This is a genomic window from Arthrobacter pascens, from assembly GCF_030816475.1.
GTDB classification, from domain to species: domain Bacteria; phylum Actinomycetota; class Actinomycetes; order Actinomycetales; family Micrococcaceae; genus Arthrobacter; species Arthrobacter pascens_B.
Map to the genome: position 1 here is coordinate 3,137,813 of NZ_JAUSXF010000001.1, position 16,601 is coordinate 3,154,413.

Below are 16,601 nucleotides of genomic sequence, written 5' to 3' on the forward strand. Positions count from 1 at the left end.
GTTGCTCTCGGGCGCCTACATCAACTTGTCAGGAGACAGCATCATGCATTCCAATTTTCGCAGGGGGCTGCTTAGCACCCTCTTCGCCGGAGGGCTACTGGCCCTCGGCGCCACCGCAGCAAGTGCTGCGGATACTACAAGCGGAGCAGATCTTTCCGCATCCGCCCAGGTCTCGGCGGCAACATCCGCTGATGCGACGTCGTTGAACCTGCTGGGTGGCTCAACGCCGTCAGGAACCGCGGATGTTGCCGCTGCCGTCGATGTTGCCGTTGGCAGCGGTAGCTCTGGACCGGCAGCCGGCAACACTGTTCTCGCCGCGGCAGCCGACGTAGCCCTCGGGCTCGGCAGCGCCCCGGCAGGCACCACTGACGTGACCGCGGCAGCCGACGTAGCCCTCGGGCTCGGCAGCGCTCCGGCAGGCACCGCCGACGTGGCGGCAGCAGCCGACGTAGCCCTCGGGCTCGGCAACGTGGCAGGTACTGGCACCACGAGTGACGTAGCGGCAGCAGCCGACGTAGCCCTCGGGCTCGGCAACGCCCCGGCAGGCACCGCCGACGTGGCCGCAGCAGCCGACGTAGCCCTCGGGCTCGGCAACGCCCCGGCAGGAACCGCCGACGTGGCCGCAGCAGCCGACGTAGCCCTCGGACTCGGCAACCTCACAGGCACCGGAACCACCGGCGACCCCGCCGCTGACCTCACCGCAGCAGCCGACATCGCCCTCGGACTCGGCAACCTCACAGGCACCGGAACCACCGGCGACCCCGCCGCTGACCTCACCGCAGCAGCCGACATCGCCCTCGGACTCGGCAACCTCACAGGCACCGGAACCACCGGCGACCCCGCCGCTGACCTCACCGCAGCAGCCGACATCGCCCTCGGACTCGGCAACCTCACAGGCACCGGAACCACCGGCGACCCCGCCGCTGACCTCACCGCAGCAGCCGACATCGCCCTCGGACTCGGCAACCTCACAGGCACCGGAACCACCGCCGACGTGGCGGCAGCAGCCGACGTAGCCCTCGGGCTCGGCAACCTGACAGGCACCGACACCACCGGCGACGTGGCGGCAGCAGCCGACGTAGCCCTCGGGCTCGGCAACCTGACAGGCACCGACACCACCGGCGACCCCGCCGCTGACCTCACCGCAGCAGTCGACGTAGCCCTTGGACTTGGCACCTCTGATCTGCTGGGTGATGTGACCACGGGCATCGGTGGATCAGTCATCATCGGTGGTGGAACTGACGGAACCGGCACCCCCGGGACCGGAACGCCCGGAACCGGAACCCCGGGAACCGGAACCCCGGGAACCGGGACTGGCAGCACCGGGACAGCTGGCGACACCGACCCGACAGGAACTAGCGGAACTGGAACAACCGGAACCAACGCGGGAACGGGAACCGGCAACGGCGGCATCACAGTTACTCCTGCCGGGTCAACGACGGCGGGGACAGTGGCGGCCGTGGGAACCTCACTGGCTAACACGGGCAGTGCTCCCGCTCAGGGTTCCAATACGCTGGCCAAGACCGGCGTAAACGGGACTGTGGTCACTGCAGCCCTGCTCCTTCTCGTTGCCGGACTGCTGCTGCTTCTCTACCGGCGCCGCAGGACGTCCTAGACGTCTGAGACGGGACCCGGAGCAGACCAGTTGGCAGTCTGAATTCGTCGCCAGTCATGGCACCAGGCAACGACCCAGAGGAAAGGAGGTGGCCGCCCGAGCATCCTAATTAATTAGCACTTGTCCTTGTGACGGTGGTCCGGCCCGAAGGTCTCGTTTGACGTCGGCGCCGGGCCGCCTGCGGCCGTTTGGCCATCCGTCGGGCACCCCCGCACTGCCCGATCCGAAAGGAGTCCAAACCCGGATGACACCGTGCCCCCATGCCTTCCCGCCCGTATAATTTTGGGTAGAAAGTGCCGCATCGCACGGGGAGGGAACGGGTCATGGTGGCGGATTCGCCCAGCTCCATCAGGAATGAGGTGGTTGGCGGACGCTACCGGCTCGGCGAAGTGATCGGCCGCGGCGGAATGTCCTCTGTTTACTGTGCCCGGGACGAGAACCTGGGCCGCGACGTGGCCTTGAAGCTCTTCGCCCCCCAGGCTCCGGATGCTGAGGAGCTGAAGCGACAGGAAGCCGAAATACAGCTGCTCGCCACGCTCAACCACCCCGGCCTGGTAACGCTTTTCGATGCCGGGATCGACACACGTATCCCGGATGAGCCCCGTCCGTTCCTGACCATGGAACTGGTGGATGGACAGGACCTGCGGACCCGGATCGGGCTTGGCCCTGTCCCGTTGGATGAGCTTGCGGTCATCGGGGCGGGCATCGCTGACGCGCTTGCCTACGTGCACGGGCTCGGCATCATCCACCGGGATGTCAAGCCTGCCAATATCCTGCTGGTGCAGATCCGTCCCGGCGAACCGCTGCGGCCCAAGCTGACCGATTTCGGCATCGCCAGGATCGCAGACTCACCGCGGCTCACGGCCACGGGGACGATGGTGGGAACGGCAGCCTACCTCAGCCCCGAACAGGCCATGGGTTCGCCCGTTACGCCGGCCTCGGACATCTACTCCCTCGGACTGGTCCTGCTCGAATGCATCAAGCGCACCGTGGAATATCCGGGAAACGCTGTGGAGTCAGCTGTCGCCCGCCTCCACCGCGCACCGGAGATCCCCGATGATGTCCCGTCCGAATGGGCAGACCTGATCAGGTCGATGACTGCGGTTGAACCGCTGATGCGCCCGGCAGCCGGGGACGTCGAAATCGCCCTGCGTCAGGCCCTGGTCTCTCCGGGCTCCACCCCCGGCGAACTGTCGCCGGAACCCACTCTGGTGCTACCGGCCATGCCATTCCGGCCTCCGTCCATCTCCTCCCCCGAACCTGCCCGGGAAGTTCAGGAGAGCACCGCCGGGCATACGCTGACGCTTACCGATCGAACGCCACCTTCCAGGCGCCCGGCAACCGGCCATCCCCGGACTCGGCTCCAACACAAGCGGAAAGGCAGGGGCAGAACCAGGGGCATTGCCAACTGGATCTGGCTCGCCGCCGTACTGGCTGCCGTTGCCATTCTGGCGGGGGCAGCGGCACTGACAGCGGGCGTGTCCAGATCCTCAACATCCGACGTCGTTCCTTACCCGACCGTCACCGGCACCCTGGGTGACCATCTCAAGGAACTTCAGAAGAGCGTGCAACCATGAACCGGCCAAAGGACAGACACCGGAAATTCGCGCGCCTCACCGCGGTTATCACCGTCCTAATTCTGATGCTCGCATCAGCACTTGTGGCGTGCGCTCCCGTCGACTCCGGCCTGCAGCGCGACGCTGCCCGCCAGCTTCAGGAACGCGTGCTCGGCGTTAGCCAGGCAGCCGCGGGCAACGACCCCGCTGGGGCGTTGTCGGCCCTGGAACGCCTGGAAGCGGATCTCGCTGCTGCATCATCAAGCGGCCAGGTCTCCGAGGACCGCCGGCGAAGCATCATGACCGCCGTTGCCGCGGTCCGTGCCGATCTGGCCGCATCGAAGGCGGCGGCTGACGCGGCAGCAGCCAAAGCGACAGCGGAAGCAGCAGCCGCCGAAAAGGCCACAGCGGACGCAGCTGCTGCGGCAAAAGCTGCCGAGGACGCTCCGGTCTCCGTGGCGCCGCCACCATCGGATAACGGCAAGGGAAACGGGGGCAAAGGCAAAGGCAAAGCCGGGTGACGCAAGGTCGGTTGACACAAGGTGTTTGCGCGCAGGTACTGAAGATCCAAAACTAAAGGCGGCGCCCCGGTTGCCCGGGGCGCCGCTTTCATGGATTGCCGGCTGGTGAGACGCCGGCCTGGAACCTCTTAGTTCAGGGTCCCGATGACCTTGTTCAGCGTGGCGGAGGGACGCATGACGGCTGACGCCTTGGCGTCATCGGGGCGGTAGTAGCCTCCGATGTCCACCGGGGAACCCTGGACTGCGGCGAGTTCACCCACGATGATCTCCTCGTTGGAAGACAGCTCGTTGGCCACTGCGGAGAAGGACGCGGCAAGATCGGTGTCGTCGGTCTGCTTGGCCAGTTCCTCGGCCCAGTAGCGAGCGAGGAAGTAGTGGCTGCCGCGGTTGTCCAGCTCGCCGGCGCGGCGGCTGGGCGACTTGTTCTCCAGCAGGAACGTTCCGGTGGCCTTGTCCAGGGTGTCAGCAAGGATTTGGGCGCGCGCGTTGTCCGTGGTGGTGGCCAGGTGCTCAAAGCTGACCGCCAGGGCGAGGAATTCGCCCAAGCTGTCCCAGCGAAGGTGGTTTTCCTTGAGCAGCTGCTGGACGTGCTTGGGAGCGGATCCGCCGGCGCCGGTCTCGAACAGCCCGCCGCCGTTCATCAGGGGAACGACGGAGAGCATCTTGGCGCTGGTGCCCAGTTCCAGGATCGGGAACAGGTCCGTGAGGTAATCGCGGAGCACGTTGCCGGAGACGGAGATGGTGTCCTCTCCCTTGCGGATGCGCTCCAGGGTGAAGGCCGTGGCCTTCACCGGGGACATGATCTGGATATCCAGGCCCTGGGTATCGTGCTCTTTAAGGTACTCGCGGACCTTGGCGATCAGGGTGGCGTCGTGTGCGCGGTCCTCGTCCAGCCAGAACACGGCGGGCATCTGCGAGGCGCGGGCGCGGGTGACGGCCAGCTTGACCCAGTCGCGGATGGGGAGGTCCTTGGTCTGGCAGGCTCGCCAGATATCGCCGGCTGCCACCTGGTGTTCGATCAGCACGGCGCCCGAGCCATCGATGATCTGCACCGTTCCCGGTTCCTGGATCTCGAAGGTCTTGTCGTGGCTGCCGTATTCCTCGGCTGCCTGTGCCATGAGGCCAACGTTCGGCACGGTGCCCATGGTGGTGGGGTCATAGGCGCCGTTGGCGCGGCAGTCGTCAATGACCACCTGGTAGATGCCGGCGTAGGAGCTGTCCGGCAGGACCGCCAGTGTGTCTGCTTCCTTGCCGTCCGGGCCCCACATGTGGCCCGAGCTACGGATCATGGCCGGCATGGACGCATCCACGATGACGTCGCTGGGGACGTTAAGTGTGGTGATGCCCTTGTCAGAGTCCACCATGGCCAGGGCGGGCCCTTCTTCAAGGCCCTTCCTGATGAGGTTCTGCACGCCCTCGCGCACGTCCTCGGGCAGGTCCTCGAGGCTGCTCAGGATCGCCGCGAGGCCGTTGTTGGGGCTGATCCCGGCGGCGGCGAGCTGTTTGCCGTAGGTCTCGAAGAGCTCAGAGAAGTAGGCTTTCACGACGTGGCCGAAGATGATGGGGTCCGAGACCTTCATCATGGTGGCCTTCAGGTGCGCGGAGAAGAGGACGCCCTCTTCCTTGGCCCGGGCCACCTGGGCGGCCAGGAACTCGTCCAGCGCGGCGGCGCGCATCACGGTTCCGTCGATGACCTCGCCTGTAAGGACGGGGAAAGCCTTCTTGAGGACCTTGACTGAGCCGTCTTCGCGGACCAGCTGAATGGCAATGGTTCCCTCGGACCCGACAACCACGGACTTCTCGTTCGAGCGGAAGTCGTCCCTGCTCATAGTGGCAACGTTGGTCTTGGAATCCGCGGACCAGGCACCCATGGAGTGCGGGTTCTGGCGGGCATAGTTCTTGACGGAAAGCGGTGCGCGGCGGTCCGAGTTGCCTTCACGCAGGACCGGGTTCACAGCGGAGCCCTTGATCTTGTCGTAGCGCGAGCGGACAGCCGTCTCTTCGTCGGAGGAGGGGTTGTCCGGGTAATCCGGGAGGTCGTAGCCCTGGCTTTGCAGTTCCGCAATGGCGGCCTTCAACTGCGGGATGGAGGCGCTGATGTTGGGAAGCTTGATGATATTGGCTTCGGGCGTCTTCGCCAGCTCACCGAGTTCGGAGAGGGCGTCAGGGATCTGCTGTTCGGGTGTGAGGTAGTCACCGAACACGGCGATGATGCGGCCGGCGAGCGAGATGTCACGGGTCTCCACCTCCACACCTGCGGTCGAAGCAAAGGCCTCGATGATCGGCAAGAACGAATAGGTAGCCAGCATCGGCGCTTCGTCGGTGTGGGTATAGATAATCTTGGACATGCGCGGGCGTCTCCCTGGAGGTCGGCTTATTTTTGGAAATCCGGTCTATTCACCACGTCTAACTTACCTGAGGACGAGGCTCAGAACCCTACCAAAAAGCTTGGACTCCATTTGCGTTACTGCCCTGATTAGCGCGCAAAGTGCCCGACGGCGGCGGCCCATTTCAGCTGGCCGGCCGCCCTCGCGCTTTACGTCCGGAAAAAACGGCTCCCGACTTTGTCTGATCCGTCAGCGGCGTTTGTGGGGAAGATCACTGGGCCACAGCTGTACGTACTTGGGGTCTTGGCGGCGGAGCTGTTCCGTAGCCGTGAACGAGTGGACAGGATCCACGTCACGCAGCTGGAGGGCATCGGCCCGGGCGGCAATCTCGGAGACGGCGTCCCGATCGCTTTCACCCGCGGCAGGCTGATGGCCGTCAAGCTGGGACTGTTTTGATGATCGCCGGAAGGGAAACATGACGTGGGCCCCAATTCGTTTCGTGTCCGGAGCCCAGTCGGACAAACCACTGCTGATATGAGCAAGATACTCGCCTTGGCGCGGCCGCACCAGAGGACGCGCTGTTACCACCTGGGAACGCTGTAGCTGGACTCGCCCGGTGAGCGCCTACGCGATACGTCACTCCTATTTACAAAGCTGTCATATCCGGATAAATTCGTAGGCCACAGGCGGGCTCGGCGGGCCTCCCCCACAAGTTCAGACAGGACAACGATGACACATACCAGGTCTCTAGCTGCCGGCCTTTTAAGCCTCTCGGCGGCAGCCCTTCTGGCGCTTGGTGCAGCGGGTGGTGCCACGGCCGCTCCGTCGGGATCGGACGACCATAAGGCCCCCTCGGTGACGAGCGCCACGGTGGACAGCTCAGGGGTGGCGGACTACTGGACTGCCGACCGCATGCTCAATGCCGTCCCCGGTGATGTCCTGGCCGGAAAAGCCCTGGAACGTGGGAACACCACAAACGCCGCGGCAGTGGAGAAGGGCGCCGACACGAAGGTCGCTCCTTCAAAAGGCAAATCGACCATCGCCGTGAGTGAGTCTCCCGTGGACCACATCGGCAAAGTCTTCTTCACCCTGGCCGGCGTGAACTACGTCTGCTCCGGCAATGCCGTGACGTCAGCCAACAAGAGCACCGTCACCACCGCTGGCCACTGTGTGAATGAAGGGCCTGGGGCCTTCGCCACCAACTTTGCCTTTGTTCCTGCCTACCTGAACGGCACAGCGCCCTACGGGAAATGGACAGCCAGGGCACTGTACGCACCAACGCAGTGGAGTTCGAAGGGTGACATGCAGTATGACACCGGGTTTGCAGTGATGAACCAGCTCAACGGCAAGTACCTGTCTGACGTCGTGAACGAATCCGGAGTGGAGTTCAACGCCCCTCGTGGCCTGGCATACAAGGCCTTCGGCTATCCGGCAGCGTCGCCCTTCAACGGCGAGAGCCTCAAAAGCTGCTCCGGAACGGCCACCAACGACACCAACAACCCGCAGTTCAACACCCAGGGCATCCGCTGCGACATGACCGGCGGATCATCCGGCGGCCCTTGGATCATCCAAGGCAGCACCCCGGAAACGAGCGGTTCGAGCGGCCTCCAGAATTCCATCAACAGCTACGGCTACAGCGGCTCGTCCGTGATGTATGGCCCCTATTGGGGGTCGGTCATCCAGCAGACCTACTCAAGTGCAGCGGCATCCTAAGGAGCCCTCGCCCGGCGAGGAACCCGTAAGCCACAGCGATCTTGCCCAGACGCACAGGGAGATCCTCGAGTACTGGACTCCCCAGCGAATGGCGGGTGCCAGGCCCCGGGAGCTTCGGTTTCCGGAGGGGGGTCCGCGTCTCAAGCAGCGGGGCGCGGACACTCAACCAGCCGAGTCCTAGGTAGCCCCAAAAAGCCCGACGACGTCTCTCCCCTCACGGGGAGAGATGCCGTCGACGTTTTAACTTCTTAGTGGAAGAAGTGGCGGGAGCCCGTGAAGTACATGGTGACGCCCGCGGCGTTGGCTGCGGCGATCACTTCCTCGTCCCTGACTGAGCCGCCGGGTTGGACCACCGCGCGGACTCCAGCATCGATCAGGATCTGCAGGCCGTCAGCGAACGGGAAGAACGCATCGGAGGCTGCCACTGCACCGCGGGCACGCTCCGGAACCTCGGTTCCGGTGTTTGAGGCACCAGATGCGCCGCCGGCCGCATCGACATCGGATGTCACCGTGACGCCAAGCGTGTTGGCCCGCTCCACAGCCAGGCGGCAGGAATCGAGCCGGTTCACCTGTCCCATGCCGATGCCTACTGCCGCGCCTTGGGAGGCCAGCAGGATGGCGTTGGATTTGGCGGCACGGCAGGCGGTCCAGGCAAACGCGAGGTCAGCCAGCGTGCTTTCATCAGCGGCTTCACCCGCTGCAAGGGTCCAGTTGGCGGGGTTGTCGCCGTCGGCGTCCACCTTGTCCGTTGTTTGGACCAGCACGCCGCCGGAGACCTGCCGAATCTCAGCCGGGTAGCGGCCGTAGCCCTCGGGCAGGGCCAGCAGCCGGATGTTCTTCTTCTTGGACAGGATCTCCACGGCCTCGGGCTCGAATCCGGGGGCGATGACCACCTCCGTGAAGATGTTCGCCACGGTCCGGGCCATCCCGGCAGTCACCGTGCTGTTGGCGGCGATGACGCCGCCGTAGGCGGAGACGGGGTCGCAGGCGTGGGCCTTGGCGTGGGCGTCGGCGATGGGGTCCGCGGCATCGGCTGAACCGACGGCGATACCGCACGGGTTGGCGTGCTTGACGACGGCAACGGCAGGGCTGGAGAAGTCGTAGGCGGCGCGAAGGGCGGCGTCGGCGTCAACGAAGTTGTTGTAGCTCATGGCTTTTCCATGCAGCTGGTCCGCCTGGGCGATGCCTGCGGGAGCAGCCTTATCCACATAGAGCGCTGCCTGCTGGTGCGGGTTTTCGCCGTAGCGGAGAACCTCCGAGCGTTCCAGCGCCAGGCCGGCGTAGGCGGGCCAGTCGATCACGCCGTCGCCGTCTTCATCGAGGAACTGGCTGGCGGTCCACGTGGCCACGGCGTTGTCATAGGTGGCGGTGTGGGCGAACGCCTTGGCGGCCAGCCGGCGTCGTGTCTTCAGGTCAAAGCCGCCTTCGGCTGCCGCGGTGACCACCTCGCCATAGAAGGCAGGGTCAACGACTATGGCGACGGCGGCGTGGTTCTTGGCTGCCGAACGCACCATGGCGGGCCCTCCGATGTCGATCTGCTCGACGACGTCGTCCTGCGCTGCGCCGGACTTCACGGTCTCAACGAACGGGTAAAGGTTCACCACCACCAGGTCAAAGGTTTCGATGTCCATGCTGGCGAGGGTTTCCATGTGCGCGTGGACGCGGCGGTCAGCCAGGATGCCGCCGTGCACCCGGGGGTGGAGGGTCTTGACGCGGCCGTCCAGCATTTCCGGGGAGCCTGTGACTTCCTCGACTTCCTGGACGGGGATGCCGGCCTCGGCGATCTTCTTGGCGGTGGAGCCGGTGGAAACGATCTTGACTCCGGCTTCGTGCAGCCCCTTGGCGAGCTCCTCCAGGCCGGTCTTGTCGTAAACCGAGATCAAGGCCCGGCGGATGGGAACACGGTCAAGCTGCGTGAAGCTCACAAAAGTCTCCGTCTTATCTCGCGGATCAACGCCGCGGTTGGTGGGGATAGGGCCAGTTTATCGTGAAGGCGGGGCCGATCCTCCAGCGGAGTGTCTACCGGCCGGAGTGTGAAGGTCTGTAGGCGCGGCTAGAGTTTTGGCAGGAGGCTGAGATGAATACGTACACCACTGTGCCCAGCGGCGAACAGGTGGTCCAGGAACTGCCTTGGCGTTGGAAAGTCCAAGGCAGGATCTTCGTGATCGGCGGCCTGGGGTTCATGTTCGATGCCTGGGACGTGACGCTCAACGGCATCCTCATCCCGCTGCTTTCCACCCACTGGTCCCTGACCCCTGCCGAAGCCGGCTGGATCGGCACCGCAAATTTGATCGGCATGGCCCTTGGTGCCTTTGTGTGGGGAACCATCGCGGACACGATCGGCCGCAAGAAGGCGTTCACCGCGACGCTGCTGATTTTCTCCCTCTTCACCGTCCTGGGCGCGTTCTCCCCCGACTTCATCTGGTTCTGCGTGTTCCGCTTCCTGGCCGGCTTCGGTTTGGGCGGCTGCATTCCTGTGGACTACGCCCTCGTGGGTGAGTTCACTCCCCGGAAGCAGCGGGGAAGGGTCCTCACGGCTATGGACGGCTGGTGGCCAGTGGGTGCCGCGCTCTGCGGCTTTGTCTCCGCTGCGCTCGTGGCGGTGTTCGCCGACTGGCGGCTGACCATGCTGGTGATGGTGCTGCCCGCGCTCTTGGTGTTCTGGATCCGCCGCAGCGTGCCCGAATCCCCGCTGTTCCTTATCCGGAAGGGCCGCCGTGAGGAAGCTGCAGGGGTGATCGATGGCCTGGTGGCAGCCACGGGGGCGGAGCCGCGGGCATACAGCCTCCCCGACGCCCGGGCCGTTCCGCGGCTGTCGGCGGGGAGCGCGTGGCAGCAGCTGCAGCTGGTGTGGCAGTTCAACTGGAAGATCACGGCCGCGGCCTGGTCCCTGTTCTTCAGCATCCTGCTCGTCTACTACCTGTCGCTGACCTGGATGCCGAGGATCCTTATCGGTGCCGGGTTCGCCGAATACAAGGCTTTCGTGACCACCGCGTCGATGGCCGCCGTCGGCCTGCTGGGAGTGGTCGTCGCGGCGCTGCTGGTGGAGCGGGTGGGCCGTAAATGGATTCTGGCGGTCACCGGTCCGTTGTCCGCGCTGACGCTGGTGATCGTGGCTTTTGTGGTGGACATACCCATGGCCGCAGTGTTCTGGCTGCTGGTGTTCGGTTTCGTGGTGCAGGTAGCCATTCCCGTGCTCTACGCCTATGTTTCCGAGCTTTATCCCACCGAGCTGCGCGGCACCGGTTTCGGCTGGGCCTCGACGTTCTCGCGGTTGGGAGCCGGGTTCGGTCCGCTCATCTTCGCCAGCTACTTCTGGCCGGAGCTCGGCCTGGCCACTTCGTTTGCCCTCGCCGGCGTGCTGGTCCTGGTGGCCGTGCTTTGGATGGCGTTCTTCTCCCCCGAAACCAAGCAGCGCCGCCTCGAGTAGTTCCCCCTCCCCAACTAGGTAGCAGCAGGGGTCGTTTTGGGCGTCCAGAACGACACCTGCTGCTACCTACTTGGGCGACCAGCCGCGGCTCACCAGCGCTGAAGGGATTTTGGCCACGGCGAGCCGTGCATCGTTGTGCATGTGCCGCTTCGAGACTCGCACCGCTAACCAGCCTGCCCTCGCAAAATCCTCTTCCCGGGCAATGTCCCGGATTATTTGCGCGGCATCGGAATGCCCTTCGCCCTCGTATTCGACCGCCACCTTTTGCTCCGGGTAGGCAAGATCCGGTTGACGCACGACGCCGGCACTCAGTTCCGTAGGCACGTTCAGTTGCGGTTCCGGCAGGCCGGCGTATTCCAGTGCCAGCCGCAGCCTGGTCTCGGGGGCGGAGTCGGATCCCACACGCGCGAGTTCGAGCGCCAGACGGGCCTTGCGGATTCCAGGGGTCCCTTTGTGCCGGTCAAGCATGTCCGCCAATTCCTCCCGGGTGGCGTACGGCTCCGACCTGGCCTCGAACCCCGACCTCGGAATCCGCAGCAGGTGGTCTGCCACCACCGTCAGTTCCTCAATGCTCATCTTCCTGGCGCAGTCCAACCAAGTCCTCGTCCGGGAGGTTATCAGCAGGCCATGGAAGTCCACTATTTCGTCGGCAAAGAACTGACCGCGGTGGCCCCGGACTCCGGCGCGCCGGGGAATTGCCATCGTATCCGGCCTGGAAATGTGAATGATCGGATCGTCCGCGGCCGGAAGGAACCCGGGAAATAACCACAGAGAGAACGCGGTCGCGTGCGACGCCGCCGAAAATTCCGTGATCAAAGTCAAAGGGCGGGTGCGCGGCAGAAGCTCAGGTTCTTTCTCCTGCCATGGCTCCCTGATCCTTCTGCTTGGGATATGAAGCGAAGGGTGCCGCAACCGCCGTCGCGACACACCGGCGTCGACAGCTTCCCGATACGTGAACGCAACGGAGGCGAGCGGTCCGGGCAACGGCCCTGGTGTCTTCATCGCCCCATGGTGGCAAAATCCAAGCCTCCGTGCGGAAGTTATCCACAGGTGAAATCACCCTGGCCCAACTGGGTAGCAGCAGGGGTCGTTTTGAGGGCCCAAAACGACCCCTGCTGCTACTTAGTTGGGAGGAGGAGCGGAGGCTGCGGCGAGGGAGGCCAGGGTCGACACCAGGAGCCGCCGCTCCACCGCCTTGATGCGCTCGTGCAGGGTCTCCTCGGTATCCGAATCCTCGATAGTCACGGCTTCCTGGGCGATGATAGGACCGGTATCCACCCCGGCATCTGCCCAGTGCACCGTGCACCCCGTGACCTTCACCCCGTATGCCATGGCGTCACGCACCCCGTGCGCCCCGGGAAAGGCGGGGAGCAGCGCGGGGTGGGTGTTGATGTATTTGCCGTTGAAGGCGTTGATGAAGTCGGGGCTCACGATCCGCATAAAACCGGATGACACCACAACATCGGGTTCAAATGCCGCCACGGCCGTCGTCAGGGCAGCATTCCATTCAGCCCGGTGTGCGTAGGCCTTGAAGTCCACGACAAAGGTTGGGATTCCCGCAGCGTCGGACCGCTCCAGCCCATAGGTCCCGTGCCTGTCCGATCCCACAGCCGCGATCTCCACATCCAGCTCGCCTTCCTTCACGGCGTCGATGACCGCCTGGAGGTTGGAGCCGGTACCGGAAACGAGGACTACGATGCGCATGGGTCTAGCTTATGGGCAGGCTCGCGTAGGCTGGAAAACATGAACACGACACCGGAGCCGGCTGGGCAACAGCGGACCAGCACCCAGCTGAGCGAGGCTGCCAAGAGCTCGCTGAGCACCACGCACAACCTGTTCCGGATCTTCGTTCTCACCGTGCTGGGCTCGTTTTTCGTGATCCAGCTGGACCTGAATTACCTCTGGCTGGCGGCCATACTGACGGTGGCGAGCTTTGTCCTGGGCATCCTGCTGCTAATTAGGGCGGTGCAGCTCAAAGAATCCAAGCTGGTCCTGTTCGGCACCATTTCGGGGCTGGCAGTTTCGCTGGTCATGGTGCTGCTGATCCTGGCGGTTTCCGCGTTTTTCAACCAGTTCCGCGACTTCCAGGATTGCTCGCGGGCAGCCCTGACGGACCAAGGCATGTCCGAGTGCCGGATCCAGCTGGAGAACTCCGTGCCGATGCAGCTGCGCTGACGCCGGCGCACTCAGGAAACGGCGCAATCAGGAGAGGCGCTAGCGCGCCAGTTCCACTTCCTCTTCCACCTGCGGCTGGCGTTCCAGCCACGGTCCCGCCGCGTAGCCGATCACGACGCCGATGCCCACTTCAGCGGCCAGCCAGACGGCCGTCCACAGCGGGTCCGGCCCAATGTCCTTGAGGCGGCCAAGTCCCCCCGAGCCGCCGGCGAGCCACGCCAGGGCAGCAGCCAGTACGCCGGCCACCAGGCCCACCAGCACACCGAGCACAAGGGTGGAAACCGGGGCAGTAAACCAACGGGCATGGACCTTGATGGCGAGCCATTCATCGAAATGGTTTTCGCCTTCGCGCAGGAACCACCACCCGGCCAGCACGCCGGCAAGGGCAGGAACAACCAGCGCCGCAAAACCGTAGTCCAGCGAACCTGACGGAATGGCCGCAAAGACGGGGACAGACGGCAGCGGACCGATAGCCGTGCCCAGCGGACCCGCCTGCGAACCCACACCCAGATGGAAGCCGGAACCGGAGACCCAGGCCAGGGCAAACACGGCGAGGTTGGGGAGGAAGCCCAGTTGCGCAATGGTGAGGGCGGCACCTCCCACGGGGCCGGCGTCGAGCGCTTCATAGACGGCGATCACCAGGTTCCAGTGGATGAAGAAGTCCACCGCCAGCAGCAGGCAGGCCAGCGCCAACGCGGACGCCATGGCCACAAAGCCGGCCTTCGCGGCCGAGGCGAAGTACGATCCGGCCCAGCGGGAATGCTGGCTAGTGCGGGAGATCCAGGCCACCGCGTCCACGCCGATGAGCCGGCTCCAGGAGCCTGCCTCGCGCCGGGCACCGGTCACCATGCCGAGGGCAAACGGGATCAGCGGTATCAGCAACGCGTACCAGAGGTTGATCACGACGTCGGCGCTGCGGCATATGAAGCCGGTGGCCGCGCCGAAGGCGGCGTAGACGAGCCACGACCCGAGCAGCGCCTGCCATAACTGGTCCGTGTAGGACGCACGGGCAAGCCGCCTCCCCGCCCGCCAGGCGAGCAGGAAGGGGATTAGTGTCAGCCCCAGCGGAGTCAGGGTCAGCATTCCCGACCCGGCACTGCCCGCCGCACCGGATCCGAGCGCGGCCAACTGCAGGGGCACTCCGTGGATCAGAAGCCATGACTGGCCTGCGAGGCGCGCCAGGACGTCGAAGGCGGAATTCTGGAAGCCGGAAGTCGCCCATACGGCCGCGATCGGAACCACCACCACCAGTGCGGAAATGATGGCTGCCTGTGCCGTTTCCAGCGCCCCCTGCAGCCACAAGGGCATGGGAAGGCCACGGTCTCCGGTCTGATCAGCGCGCAGTTTCATCGCTTTCCATGGTGTCACGGCGGGACCCTCTCCCCTGTTTACGACAGGCTCAATGGCTGCTGGAGACTGTGGAGCCTTTGGCGTGAACGGCATTGCGTGGCCCCCCGGTTCCGGCGCTTTTTCCATGCGACCGCCGTAAAATTGGAATGTCCGCAATCAGTGGTTGGAGGCAGAAAATGACTACCGCATCCCCACACGCACATGGCGTTCATTTTGGACGTGCAGACGTCCAGAACGCCGGCATGGGTGTGGGAATTGTGTTGATGGTGGTGGGTGTCCTGGGCTTTATCCCCGGCATCACCACCCGCTACAGCGAATTGATGTTCCTTGGGCCTGATTCGCACGCGATGTTCCTTGGCCTGTTCCAGGTATCCATGCTGCTCAACATTGTGCAGCTGGCAATCGGGGCAACCGGCTGGGCAATGTCACGTACCGAACGTGGCGCACGAAACTACCTTTTGGGTGCCGGCGCGCTGTACATCATCCTCAGCATTTTTGGGCTAAGTGTCGGAGTTGATTCGGCGGCCAATTTCCTGTCGCTGAACATGACGGACAACTGGACCCACCTGGTGCTGGGTGTACTGATGATTGCTGCTGGCTGGCTGTTCTCACGGAACATGACCGGCGAGAGGAAATAAACCCGGATATCAAACCCCGGGAAATAGGAGCCGCGAATGAGGAAAGATTCATAAGTTCTGAATATTCGTCCTACTGGCTGGTGCAGTTGACGCGGTCCCCGCGAACGGCTGCACCGGCTTTTTCATGCCCCGTGCCAGCCAATTCAGGGAACTCCGTGAACTACGACGGGGGTAAGAGGCCGGGGCCGCCTAAGGCGACTCCCGGCGTGGTTGGTTATGCGCCCTTCGTTGGACGGCTCATATGGGACGCCGCGCTAGCGGCGTGTATCGTCGATGCCGTCCGTTTCGATGCGTTCCTTGCGGACTTCCTCATCGACAGTAACGTCGTCCGTGACGGTCTCCTTGTCCAGGCGGACCCGCTCTACCGGCACCGTTTCCTTGTCAATCACCGGCCTCTCCTCGTGCAGGACCACCTCGTGCTCCTCGTCGCTGAGATCCGGTCCGTCCATAGCCTGGCCGCGGTTCTGGTCGGTGATTGGCTCGCGCTCCAGACGGACTTCCTCCCGCTGCACCGGCACTGTCTGCTGGACGTTTTCCGTGGTGACGTACTTGCGCAACCGGGCGCGTCCGGTGGCCTGCCGCTCAGTGCCCACATTCAGGCGTTCCTCTGAGCGGGTCATGGCGTCGTCGGTGGTAGGGCCGGACACATCCCGCCCTACTGCTCCGGCGCGTGCGCCCGTTTCCTCGCGGTAGCCGGCTTCCTCCTGGTAGCCGGCGTCGGTACGTGCCTCCGAGTACGTCCTGTTTCCTTCCCGTTCATAGTGGGCATACAGGCGGTCCTCTTCCTCCGGTTCCAGGTGTCCGTCAACTTCGACCCGTGGTGCGTCCTTCACGTGGTCCTTGGTGTATGGGACCACCAGATCACTGCCTTCAATCCGGGCCCCCTCGACCGGAATGAACGACTGAGAGGCTCCGAACAGTCCAGTTTTAACGGTGATCCACGTGGGCTCGCCCGTATCGTCATCAGCGTAGAGCTGGCCGATGGAACCAATCTTCTCGCCGTCCAATCCGACGACGTCTCCACCATTGTTGAGCAGGCTTTCGATGTCTTCCCTCGTGAGCATGATTTCTCCCTTGTTTGCGCTTTCGCGCTGGCTTGGGCTTGCGGTGGATGCGCTCATGATGCCGGGAAGTGTGCTCCGGCAGGTTTGGCAACCGCCCCATCTTCTTGAGGTTCCGCTATAGCTGCCCCTACATACTAAGCTTGCTTAGCATTAATGAGAAGAGTGAATTTTCCGGTCGTCAGGGCGGCTGACGGGTGCTGTCCTATGGACGA

At 64.2% G+C, this 16,601-nt stretch carries 14 protein-coding genes; 8 read left to right on the forward strand and 6 right to left on the reverse strand.

Annotated elements, in window-relative coordinates:
* The first annotated feature begins 43 nt into the window (after positions 1 to 43).
* The 3 genes from QFZ40_RS14335 to QFZ40_RS14345 all read left to right on the forward strand — a co-directional run bounded on the left by QFZ40_RS14335 (position 44) and on the right by QFZ40_RS14345 (position 3,692).
* Positions 44 to 1,615, forward strand: a complete 1,572-nt coding sequence (locus QFZ40_RS14335; RefSeq protein ID WP_306905210.1) for an LPXTG cell wall anchor domain-containing protein — start codon at positions 44 to 46, stop codon at positions 1,613 to 1,615.
* Between the two features lie 323 nt (positions 1,616 to 1,938).
* Entirely contained in the window at positions 1,939 to 3,192 is a 1,254-nt protein-coding gene (locus tag QFZ40_RS14340) for a serine/threonine-protein kinase (protein WP_306906932.1), read from the forward strand.
* The gene (locus tag QFZ40_RS14345; protein WP_306905211.1) at positions 3,189 to 3,692 is read left to right on the forward strand and encodes a hypothetical protein; all 504 of its coding nucleotides are present in this window, start codon (positions 3,189 to 3,191) and stop codon (positions 3,690 to 3,692) included. Before QFZ40_RS14340 ends, QFZ40_RS14345 begins: the two co-directional genes overlap by 4 nt.
* A gap of 128 nt (positions 3,693 to 3,820) precedes the next feature.
* On the opposite strand, the gene QFZ40_RS14350 is transcribed toward QFZ40_RS14345, so the two are convergent.
* A complete protein-coding gene (locus QFZ40_RS14350; RefSeq protein WP_306905212.1) occupies positions 3,821 to 6,040 on the reverse strand; it encodes an NADP-dependent isocitrate dehydrogenase in 2,220 nt (739 codons plus the stop codon).
* Between the two features lie 216 nt (positions 6,041 to 6,256).
* Here QFZ40_RS14350 and QFZ40_RS14355 point away from each other — a divergent pair, with 216 nt between their 5' ends.
* On the forward strand, positions 6,257 to 6,475 hold the full coding sequence (locus QFZ40_RS14355; RefSeq protein WP_306905213.1) for a hypothetical protein: 219 nt from the start codon (positions 6,257 to 6,259) through the stop codon (positions 6,473 to 6,475).
* Between the two features lie 273 nt (positions 6,476 to 6,748).
* Positions 6,749 to 7,732 carry a trypsin-like serine peptidase gene (locus tag QFZ40_RS14360; RefSeq protein WP_306905214.1) on the forward strand — a complete coding sequence of 328 codons (984 nt, stop codon included), beginning with the start codon at positions 6,749 to 6,751 and terminating at the stop codon, positions 7,730 to 7,732.
* 248 nt (positions 7,733 to 7,980) lie between these two features.
* Here QFZ40_RS14360 and purH read toward each other — a convergent pair whose 3' ends face one another.
* Positions 7,981 to 9,657: a bifunctional phosphoribosylaminoimidazolecarboxamide formyltransferase/IMP cyclohydrolase gene (purH, locus tag QFZ40_RS14365; protein ID WP_306905216.1), complete on the reverse strand. Its 1,677-nt coding sequence runs from the start codon at positions 9,655 to 9,657 to the stop codon at positions 7,981 to 7,983.
* A 152-nt stretch (positions 9,658 to 9,809) separates the two neighbouring features.
* Here purH and QFZ40_RS14370 point away from each other — a divergent pair, with 152 nt between their 5' ends.
* Entirely contained in the window at positions 9,810 to 11,162 is a 1,353-nt protein-coding gene (locus QFZ40_RS14370; RefSeq protein ID WP_306905218.1) for an MFS transporter, read from the forward strand.
* 66 nt (positions 11,163 to 11,228) lie between these two features.
* On the opposite strand, the gene QFZ40_RS14375 is transcribed toward QFZ40_RS14370, so the two are convergent.
* On the reverse strand, positions 11,229 to 11,738 hold the full coding sequence (locus QFZ40_RS14375; protein WP_306905219.1) for a hypothetical protein: 510 nt from the start codon (positions 11,736 to 11,738) through the stop codon (positions 11,229 to 11,231).
* A gap of 546 nt (positions 11,739 to 12,284) precedes the next feature.
* Complete coding sequence (gene purN, locus QFZ40_RS14380) at positions 12,285 to 12,866, reverse strand: phosphoribosylglycinamide formyltransferase (RefSeq protein ID WP_306905220.1); 582 nt, start codon at positions 12,864 to 12,866, stop codon at positions 12,285 to 12,287.
* Between the two features lie 39 nt (positions 12,867 to 12,905).
* Here purN and QFZ40_RS14385 point away from each other — a divergent pair, with 39 nt between their 5' ends.
* Positions 12,906 to 13,337, forward strand: coding sequence for a hypothetical protein (locus tag QFZ40_RS14385; RefSeq protein ID WP_306905221.1), 432 nt, complete (start codon positions 12,906 to 12,908; stop codon positions 13,335 to 13,337).
* Positions 13,338 to 13,376: 39 nt separating this feature from the next.
* On the opposite strand, the gene QFZ40_RS14390 is transcribed toward QFZ40_RS14385, so the two are convergent.
* A complete protein-coding gene (locus QFZ40_RS14390) occupies positions 13,377 to 14,687 on the reverse strand; it encodes a cell division protein PerM (RefSeq protein WP_306906933.1) in 1,311 nt (436 codons plus the stop codon).
* A gap of 176 nt (positions 14,688 to 14,863) precedes the next feature.
* Between QFZ40_RS14390 and QFZ40_RS14395 the strand changes: the two genes are divergently transcribed.
* The gene (locus QFZ40_RS14395; RefSeq protein WP_306905222.1) at positions 14,864 to 15,325 is read left to right on the forward strand and encodes a DUF4383 domain-containing protein; all 462 of its coding nucleotides are present in this window, start codon (positions 14,864 to 14,866) and stop codon (positions 15,323 to 15,325) included.
* A 254-nt stretch (positions 15,326 to 15,579) separates the two neighbouring features.
* Here QFZ40_RS14395 and QFZ40_RS14400 read toward each other — a convergent pair whose 3' ends face one another.
* The gene (locus QFZ40_RS14400; RefSeq protein WP_306906934.1) at positions 15,580 to 16,389 is read right to left on the reverse strand and encodes a PRC and DUF2382 domain-containing protein; all 810 of its coding nucleotides are present in this window, start codon (positions 16,387 to 16,389) and stop codon (positions 15,580 to 15,582) included.
* Positions 16,390 to 16,601 lie beyond the last annotated feature (212 nt).

What these genes read in the sequence shown, in the direction of transcription:
- QFZ40_RS14335 (WP_306905210.1), top strand. Translation starts at nt 44, where the DNA reads ATGCATTCCAATTTTCGCAGGGGGCTGCTTAGCACCCTCTTCGCCGGA.
- QFZ40_RS14340 (WP_306906932.1), top strand. Translation starts at nt 1,939, where the DNA reads ATGGTGGCGGATTCGCCCAGCTCCATCAGGAATGAGGTGGTTGGCGGA.
- QFZ40_RS14345 (WP_306905211.1), top strand. Translation starts at nt 3,189, where the DNA reads ATGAACCGGCCAAAGGACAGACACCGGAAATTCGCGCGCCTCACCGCG.
- QFZ40_RS14350 (WP_306905212.1), bottom strand. Translation starts at nt 6,040, where the DNA reads ATGTCCAAGATTATCTATACCCACACCGACGAAGCGCCGATGCTGGCT.
- QFZ40_RS14360 (WP_306905214.1), top strand. Translation starts at nt 6,749, where the DNA reads ATGACACATACCAGGTCTCTAGCTGCCGGCCTTTTAAGCCTCTCGGCG.
- QFZ40_RS14370 (WP_306905218.1), top strand. Translation starts at nt 9,810, where the DNA reads ATGAATACGTACACCACTGTGCCCAGCGGCGAACAGGTGGTCCAGGAA.
- QFZ40_RS14375 (WP_306905219.1), bottom strand. Translation starts at nt 11,738, where the DNA reads ATGAGCATTGAGGAACTGACGGTGGTGGCAGACCACCTGCTGCGGATT.
- purN (WP_306905220.1), bottom strand. Translation starts at nt 12,866, where the DNA reads ATGCGCATCGTAGTCCTCGTTTCCGGTACCGGCTCCAACCTCCAGGCG.
- QFZ40_RS14385 (WP_306905221.1), top strand. Translation starts at nt 12,906, where the DNA reads ATGAACACGACACCGGAGCCGGCTGGGCAACAGCGGACCAGCACCCAG.
- QFZ40_RS14390 (WP_306906933.1), bottom strand. Translation starts at nt 14,687, where the DNA reads ATGAAACTGCGCGCTGATCAGACCGGAGACCGTGGCCTTCCCATGCCC.
- QFZ40_RS14395 (WP_306905222.1), top strand. Translation starts at nt 14,864, where the DNA reads ATGACTACCGCATCCCCACACGCACATGGCGTTCATTTTGGACGTGCA.
- QFZ40_RS14400 (WP_306906934.1), bottom strand. Translation starts at nt 16,389, where the DNA reads ATGCTCACGAGGGAAGACATCGAAAGCCTGCTCAACAATGGTGGAGAC.